General features: G+C 66.5%; 1 pseudogene. It reads right to left on the bottom strand.

The features are described from left to right. Positions 1-435 (bottom strand): annotated as a pseudogene (locus tag U9978_RS20520) (hypothetical protein); the annotation flags it as partial. Positions 436-962 lie beyond the last annotated feature (527 nt).

Genomic DNA, 962 nt, shown 5'->3' with positions numbered 1-962 from the left:
GCGACCGGCGTGTCCCGCGTGTCCGAGGTGTGCTGCGGCCCCCAGCGACCGCTCCCAGGCGTCAGGCGGGCTGGCCGGGCTCCCTTCGTTGATGCGGATGGTCGCGAGTGGTTCCTTGCCGGCGAGGTCCCGGTCGAGGCCGCCATAGCCCGGTCCGCCGGGCAGGACGACGACATCCGGGACGAACCCGCGGAGCCGCAGGGCGATCCGCGCGTAATACAGGGCGGCACCACAGCTGATCAGAAGTTGCCGGCCGTCGGGGTCGACGGCGCCCAGCAGTCGGGAGGGGTCCGCGAACAGCTCGATGCGCCTGTCCGCGACCAGCCAGTGCCACGGCTGGGTGTCATGGATCGACGGTGCGTGGGACGCCTCCGTGACAACTCCCTCGATCTCCTCGCGAAAAGACGCCAGGCCGTCCACCCGCATGATCTTCACCCGTTCCTCTTGTCGCCCGATCCTGCTGCGCTGTCGTCCTGGTTGTTCCCCGTTCTCCTCGGTCGGCTCCTCCGGAGGTACCTCCGTCGATACCTCCGGTCCACGGTCCGGTCCGCAACTGGTGTCGCGGCGACCGTGTCGCGCTGGACCGAAGAACATCAGCGCGGCTCGGGGCCGCCGAAGGGTGCAACCGCGGACGGACCCCGTGCGCTCGGACGGATCCCCATGATCTGTCGATACGTAGTCATCCAGATACGAAGAGAAATTTTCATAAAGTGCTTGCGATCATGAAATCCAGCCGATCCATCGTGTATGTTTTCTCTTACCGGCGGAAAGCCGGGAGACACCGAAGCCAGGTTGCGACGGTGGCCCCCCTCCTCGGTCCGGCCATCTTACGAGGGTGGTCGGGGGTACTTCGTGAGGCGACCGCCGGTTGATCCGGCGCGGTTTGACTCTGCGAGACCCGACGGGTAAGTTGCGAAAACCGCTCCGGGCGGACGCTGAAAGGCGCAGTCCGGTGTGCACTC

The organism is Protofrankia sp. Cr2, assembly GCF_963555885.1.
In the GTDB taxonomy this organism is placed as follows: Bacteria; Actinomycetota; Actinomycetes; order Frankiales; family Frankiaceae; genus Protofrankia.
The sequence above is the reverse complement of the archived record's forward strand: the minus strand, read 5'-3'. Positions and strand labels throughout refer to the sequence as shown.